Origin of the sequence: Stenotrophomonas capsici (assembly GCF_034961085.1) — a bacterium.
GTDB lineage: Bacteria > Pseudomonadota > Gammaproteobacteria > Xanthomonadales > Xanthomonadaceae > Stenotrophomonas > Stenotrophomonas capsici.
The window spans coordinates 1-6,014 of record NZ_JAYFUH010000082.1 but is presented as its reverse complement, the minus strand read 5'-3'; the positions used below and the strand labels follow the sequence as shown (position 1 = coordinate 6,014).

The window sequence follows — 6,014 nt, the reverse complement described above, 5'->3', positions numbered from 1 at the left end:
GCTGGGCGGCCTGCTGGTCGAGGGCGGCGGTGAGTTCGCCGGCCCGGCGCGTGCGGTGATCGGGCTGGGACTGAATGTCCACATGCCTGCGGCGGCGGCCGCCGACATCGGCCAGCCCTGGGTGGACCTGGACGCATTGGCCGGCCTGCCGGTGCGGCGCGATGCGGTGGTCATGGCGTTGCTGTCCTCGTTGCTGCCGGCGCTGGACCTGTTCGAGCAGGAAGGGCTGGCACCGTTCCTGCCGCGTTATGCGGGCATGGACGTGTTGCGTGGCCGCGCGGTGCGGGTGGAGGAAGGGGGCGTGATGCACGAGGGTGTGGCCTGCGGGCTGGCCGACGATGGCGCGCTGAAGGTGGAGATGGCCGGGCGGGAGACCTGTTTCCATGCCGGCGAAGTCAGCGTGAGGGCGGCATGAGCGACTGGTTGTTCGACCTGGGGAATTCGCGCTTCAAGTTTGCGCCCCTGCATGGCAACCAGGCCGGCAGCGTGCAGGCCTGGGCGCACGGTGCCGAAGCGATGACCGCCAGCGCGCTGGAAGCGCTGCCACGTGGCGAGGCCGCCTGGGTGGCCAGCGTGGCCGCGCCCGCACTGACCGGGGAGGTGATGCGCATCCTGTCCGAGCGTTTCGAGCAGGTGCACGTGGCGCGCACCCAGGCGCAGTGCGCCGGCGTGACCGTGGCCTATGCGCGCCCGGAGAAATTCGGTGTTGACCGTTTCCTGGGCCTGCTGGCGACGGTGTCGTTGCAACGACCGGTGCTGGTGGTGGGTGTCGGGACGGCGTTGACCATCGACCTGATGGACGGCGATGGCCTGCATCGCGGCGGCCGCATCGCCGCTTCGCCGACGGTGATGCGCGAGGCCCTGCACGCGCGTGCGGTGCAACTGCCCGCCAGCGGCGGTGATTACGCAGAGTTCGCCAACGACACCGCCGATGCGCTGGCGTCCGGCTGCGATGGCGCGGCCGTGGCGCTGGTCGAACGCAGCCTGCAACAGGCTGGCGGGTTGTTGGGTGCCGCGCCGACGTTGATCGTGCACGGCGGCGGCGCCGCACCGTTGATGCCGCTGCTGCCAGACGCCGAACACCGGCCGGCACTGGTGCTTGATGGGCTCGCGCGCTGGGCCGTTCACCACGGCGCCGGTGGACGGTAGGATCTGCGCATGCTGAGCCGCTTCCTGATCGTCATTCTTGTGATCCTCAACGTGGGCGTCGCGTTGTGGTGGATGGTGCCGCGCGCCGATACCGCCGCCGCACCTGCCAAGCCCGAGCTCGGCGTCGCCACGCTTGAGCTGATGCCGTCGCCGGCAGCGTCGGCAGCGCCGGCCGCCGCGGGCGATGCCGTGCCGGCGGTTACTCCCGCGGCCGCAGTGGCGGCACCGGCCGTTGCACGGCCGGAGGACGCCGAGCCGGCGGCGCCAACACCGGCGCCGGCCAAGCCGACCGAAGCCAAGCCGGCCGAGGCCGTGCCGCCGGTGGCAGCCACGCCCAAGCCGGTCGAGCACTGCGCCAGCCTCGGCCCGTTCACCGACGCGGCCAAGGCACAGGCGGCGCAGGCGGCACTGGGTGCCGACGCACAGCGCCCGCGCGTGCGTGAAGTTCCCGGCAAGTCCGGCAGCGGCAGCTACCGTGTCTTCATCCCGCCGGCGGCGTCGCGTGAGGAAGCGCAGGCCACGGCCAAGCGCATCGTGGAAGCGGGCTTCAACGACTACTTCGTGGTCTCGCAGGGCGAGGAGGCCAATGCCGTCGCGCTGGGCCAGTACCGCAACCGCGAGGGTGCCGAGCGCCGTCTCGCCACGCTGGTGGCCGCCGGGTTCCCGGCGCGGCTGGCTGGCGGCGGCAACGAAACCCCGCCAACCTGGTGGCTGGACGTCGCCTCCAGCAGCGCCTCGCCAGCCATCCTGATGCAACGTGCTGGCGCCGCCCAGCAACAATCGCTGGATTGCGCGCGACTGCGCTAGAATGGCGCCCGCCTCCGGCCAGCCGGGGCGCCCGGCGGGTTCCCGCACCGCCCGAAAGATTTCTTGCCGCTTTAGCTCAGTTGGTAGAGCAACTGTCTTGTAAACAGTAGGTCATCCGTTCGATTCGGATAAGCGGCACCAGACCTCGATTGTCCAGCTTCCCGTAGCGCTCTGATTCGCAGCGAAATCAATGGGCTGCGTGCTTCTGCTTGTCCGGCGATCCTTGCATCTGCCTGCACTTGAGGCACACGGGCACACGGAGAGGTCCACGATGGCTCGTGGGATCGGCTCGACCCAACGGCAATTGTTGTCCCCGCTTTTGCCAACGTAGAGGGCGCCGTGTGACCAGTGCCTTGGCTGCAGCGGTGAGAGAGGAGGCGACGTGGCCTGGACCCCGCTGCAGGCCAACCCGACAGCGCGTTGTCAGCCTCGCGTCGGGGCGGTGCCGGGCCCCTGTCGTCACGCAAGGCTGGTTGCGGCAGCATGATGTGGGGAAACCAGAGCCCCTGACTCCAAGGAGTTTCCATGCACATCAACAGCGCCCGTCTTCGAGAGCTCCGCACCGCCCGGCAATGGTCGCAGGAGCAGTTGGCCAATCTGAGCGGCTTGAACCTGCGCACCATTCAGCGCCTGGAGTCAGGCGCGAAGATCTCAACGGAGTCCTTGCGGGCGTTGGCAGCCGTATTTGAGGTGCCCGCCGAAAGCCTCCTGGAAGGCAAGCCGACCCCCAGCCAGCCTGCTGTTGAGGCCATGCGCGAAGGCGTACGGCGCGGCCTGGAGTTCACCGGTACCACCCCGCGTGCAGACTTCTGGTGGTTTGCCCTGGCCGTTGTGATGGTGCTGGCCTTTGCCCAGCTGATCGCCGAGGCGACAGGTCCCCTGCCGCTGCAGATCGCCTCACTCATTGTCCTGGTGCCGTGGTTGGCGGCCTGTACCCGTCGGTTACGCGACGCCGGGCTCAGCCCGTGGTGGCAGCTCATCAGCCTGGCACCGGTGGGGGGCATCCTCGTGCTGCTCTATCTGCTCACCTACCCGACCAAGGCAACGGAACCGACCGGGGCAACCCCGGGATAAGGTCCATGCCACCGTTGGCCAGGGCTTCCGCCGAGCGGTGCCGGGTTCAAGGCACGGCCGGATCCCGCCATCGCCGCTCGCCCGGTCCAACCGGAAGGCTGTGCTGTGCGCTGGCGCGTAGCGGCAATATGTCCGGGAGTACCGGCGCCGACATGGGCAAGCGTGAAGTGGTGCCGGCCGGCGAGGGGGCCGGGAGGTGATGCGCCACCGGGCCAGGGTCCAAACGTGGAACGCCAGCATTGGATGCCGTCGGTCCCGAGCCATCTGATGCGGTTGTCTGGAGGACAGCGCGTTCTGTCGTGGATGGAAGCGCCTGATGCAGGCGACGCCTTCGGGCAGGCCATTGGCTTATGCTCTCCGGGCAGTTCTACGGGTCGAGATGGGGGCCCATGGCACAGCGTGTCAGGGCGGCGGACCACCCGGGCCGCCCTATTGGAGATACATGGAGATGCCTGTTCGTCCAACGCTTGGCCGTCGAGGTTTCATGGCCCGTCTTGCAGCGCTCGGTGCCCTGGGGATGCTGCCCGCGCGATACCTGCATGCGGCCACGCGTTGCGGGGCGGGCGAGCGCTCGTGGATTCCGGACGACGCGTTCCTGGCGGCGCTTCCGGGCATCATGCAGGCCTTCGCGGTGCCGGGCATCGGCATGGCCGTGGTCGAGGACGGGGCGGTTGCCTGGAGCCGCGGGATCGGTGTGGCCAACACACTGACGGGCGAGCCCATCAATGCCCGGACGGTGTACGAGGATGCATCGCTGAGCAAGCCGGTATTCGCCTACCTGGTGCTGCAGCTGGCCGACCTGGGCCTGATCGACCTGGATCTCCCGCTGGTCCGGTACCGTCGTCCCGACTACCTCGGGGATCATCCGTGGCTCGACCTGGTCACCGCGCGCGACGTGCTGCGGCATAGCAGCGGCCTGCCGAACTGGCGCACGTCCCCGGCAACCGAGGCATTGGTGCCGCTGATCAGGCCGGGCGTGGACATCAGTTACTCCGGTGAGGCCTTCTTCTGGTTGCAGCTGGTGGTCGAGGCGATTACCGGGCGGAGCCTGGACGAAGCGATGCGCGTGCATCTGTTCGGGCCAGCGGGGATGCACGACAGCACCTTCAGCTGGAGTCCGGACATCGCCGCGCGTTCGGTGCATGGACACCGTGCGCATGACAGCACCGAGACGGGAATGCCGGTACAGGTCCTGCGTGACCAGTGGAGTGCCGCGCAGAAGGTGGCCGAGCGCTGGGGAAAGCCGCTCCCCACCTGGAAGTACGAGGATGCCGAGCGCGCGCTTCCCGAGGTGCTGGCGGTCGCGCCACCGGGGCGGGTGGCCTGGGCCGGCGACATCCATGCCAATGCAGCCGCGAGCCTGCGTTCCACCGTGCAGGATTACGCGACGTTCCTGGCGCTGATGATGGAGCGCAGGCAACGCGCGCCCTGGGAGGTGAGCGAAGCCTCACGGCAGGCGATGCTCACCGCGCAGATCACGGTGCCCGGGCGTTGGACCGAGAAGGGCCTGGGGTGGAACATGGAGAAGACCGGTGACGGCATGGTCTTCCATCATTCGGGAAGCAACAGCGGGATTTTCAAGAATTTCGCGATCGGCGATGCCCGGCAGCGGCGGGGTCTCGTGGTGATGACCAACGGGGGCAGTGGTGCGCTGGTGTATCGGCGGGTGGTTCGCGCGGCGACCGGCCACGACCTGCTTTCTTTCGACCTGTAAGTCTTCCGGCTGCCGTGGGATCGGTTGAGCCTGCGAAGGAGCCGGGCATTGGTTGCACAGCCAGGCAGGAAGGGCGTGGGCTGTTCGGTGGGCATCGAATGATCCGTTGCCGCTCCCCGCAGCGTGCAGCGCCCGACGGCAATCAGCGCGACGGCTCCGTTTCGCTGCAGCGGACGCGGTGCATCGGGAAGTCGGCCGACTGCGCCGGGTCTTCCCGGGCGATATCGATGCGGGCCCATGCGCGCTGGTCGTCGATGCGTTGGTAGCGGATGCGTTGCGGGAAGTCGTTGTCCGGATTCTCGAAGACCGCCTCATTGGCGTCGACGCGCGTGGCGTTGAATTCCGTCGCGTTGCGGCCGGAGGGCAGCGCGGTCAGCACCAGCCGCCCGTCGTCGTGCTGGCGCAGCAGCATGAATTCGAAGCTGGCAGTGCGATGGGCCTGCAGGCTGCGGCTGGTGCCCAGCATCGTGTCGCCGGCCAGGGTTGACCATTGTTCGCCGGAGCCCGGCGGTTGCCCGTCCAACTGCCAGCAACCGGACAGCCAGGCCACGTGGTTGATGTCGGTGGCATTGCCGGCCTGCGCGAAGGTGCCGGTGATCACCAGCGAGAATGCGATGAGGGAACGGCCAAAGCGCATGGTGACCTCGGTGCAGGCGCGGACGGATGTTGGACGGCGGGCAGCACGCGCCCTGTAGCGTCCAGTGAATCACGGATACATCCGGAAATCCCCATCGGCCGTCGGTCCGGCGCGCGCGGCAGCCTGACCGGGCTGGCCCGTGGTGGCGGTGCCCGACGCCGTGGCGCGTCCGGGCCTGCCGTCATACGCCTGCAGGGGTTGTGCATTCATCGTGTGCAGGACGGCCCATGAACCAGCTCTGCTGCACTGCGGCAGGTCGGATGCGGGCCGCGCGACTAAACTGGTTTCATCTGAAATGGAGGTGGTATGGCTGTTTTTCGTCCTGTTTCGTTGATCGGTGTGCCCACCGACGTGGGTGCCGGTCATCGCGGTGCGCGCCTGGGGCCGGAGGCACTGCGCATCGCCGGCTTGCCGGAGGCGTTGGCGGCGCGTGGGGTGGATGTACGCGATGTCGGCAACCTCGACGGCCCGCGCAACCCATGGACCGGCCCGGTGCAGGGCTACCGCCACCTGCAGGAAGTGGTGGCGTGGAACCACGCGCTGATGGAGGCCAGCTACGCCGAACTGCGCGACGGGCGCATGCCGATCATGCTCGGCGGTGACCACTGCCTGGGCGTGGGTTCGATCACCGCC

7 protein-coding genes and 1 tRNA gene are annotated in these 6,014 nt (G+C 68.5%); 7 read left to right on the top strand and 1 reads right to left on the bottom strand.

The genetic code is table 11. The features are described 5' to 3' along the window. The 6 genes from VA603_RS07055 to VA603_RS07030 form a co-directional block, all read left to right on the top strand. Positions 1–415: lipoate--protein ligase family protein (locus VA603_RS07055; protein WP_486679289.1), on the top strand; the 415-nt coding region annotated here is incomplete at its 5' end. Then, a complete protein-coding gene (locus VA603_RS07050) occupies positions 412–1,149 on the top strand; it encodes a type III pantothenate kinase (protein ID WP_323438351.1) in 738 nt (245 codons plus the stop codon). The genes VA603_RS07055 and VA603_RS07050, both read left to right, overlap by 4 nt. 9 nt (positions 1,150–1,158) lie before the next feature. Beyond that, entirely contained in the window at positions 1,159–1,956 is a 798-nt protein-coding gene (locus tag VA603_RS07045) for an SPOR domain-containing protein (protein WP_323438350.1), read from the top strand. A 65-nt stretch (positions 1,957–2,021) separates the two neighbouring features. Continuing rightward, positions 2,022–2,097: transfer RNA gene (locus VA603_RS07040), tRNA-Thr, on the top strand. A 384-nt stretch (positions 2,098–2,481) separates the two neighbouring features. After that, on the top strand, positions 2,482–3,030 hold the full coding sequence (locus VA603_RS07035; protein WP_207911765.1) for a DUF805 domain-containing protein: 549 nt from the start codon (positions 2,482–2,484) through the stop codon (positions 3,028–3,030). A 484-nt stretch (positions 3,031–3,514) separates the two neighbouring features. Then, a complete protein-coding gene (locus tag VA603_RS07030; RefSeq protein ID WP_323438349.1) occupies positions 3,515–4,744 on the top strand; it encodes a serine hydrolase domain-containing protein in 1,230 nt (409 codons plus the stop codon). Positions 4,745–4,886: 142 nt separating this feature from the next. Here the strand turns inward: VA603_RS07030 and VA603_RS07025 are convergent, their stop codons facing one another. Beyond that, entirely contained in the window at positions 4,887–5,381 is a 495-nt protein-coding gene (locus VA603_RS07025) for a DUF6265 family protein (RefSeq protein ID WP_323438348.1), read from the bottom strand. A gap of 306 nt (positions 5,382–5,687) precedes the next feature. Here VA603_RS07025 and VA603_RS07020 point away from each other — a divergent pair. Next, positions 5,688–6,014, top strand: a 327-nt coding sequence (locus VA603_RS07020) for an arginase family protein (RefSeq protein WP_323438347.1), incomplete at its 3' end; no start/stop codon positions are given.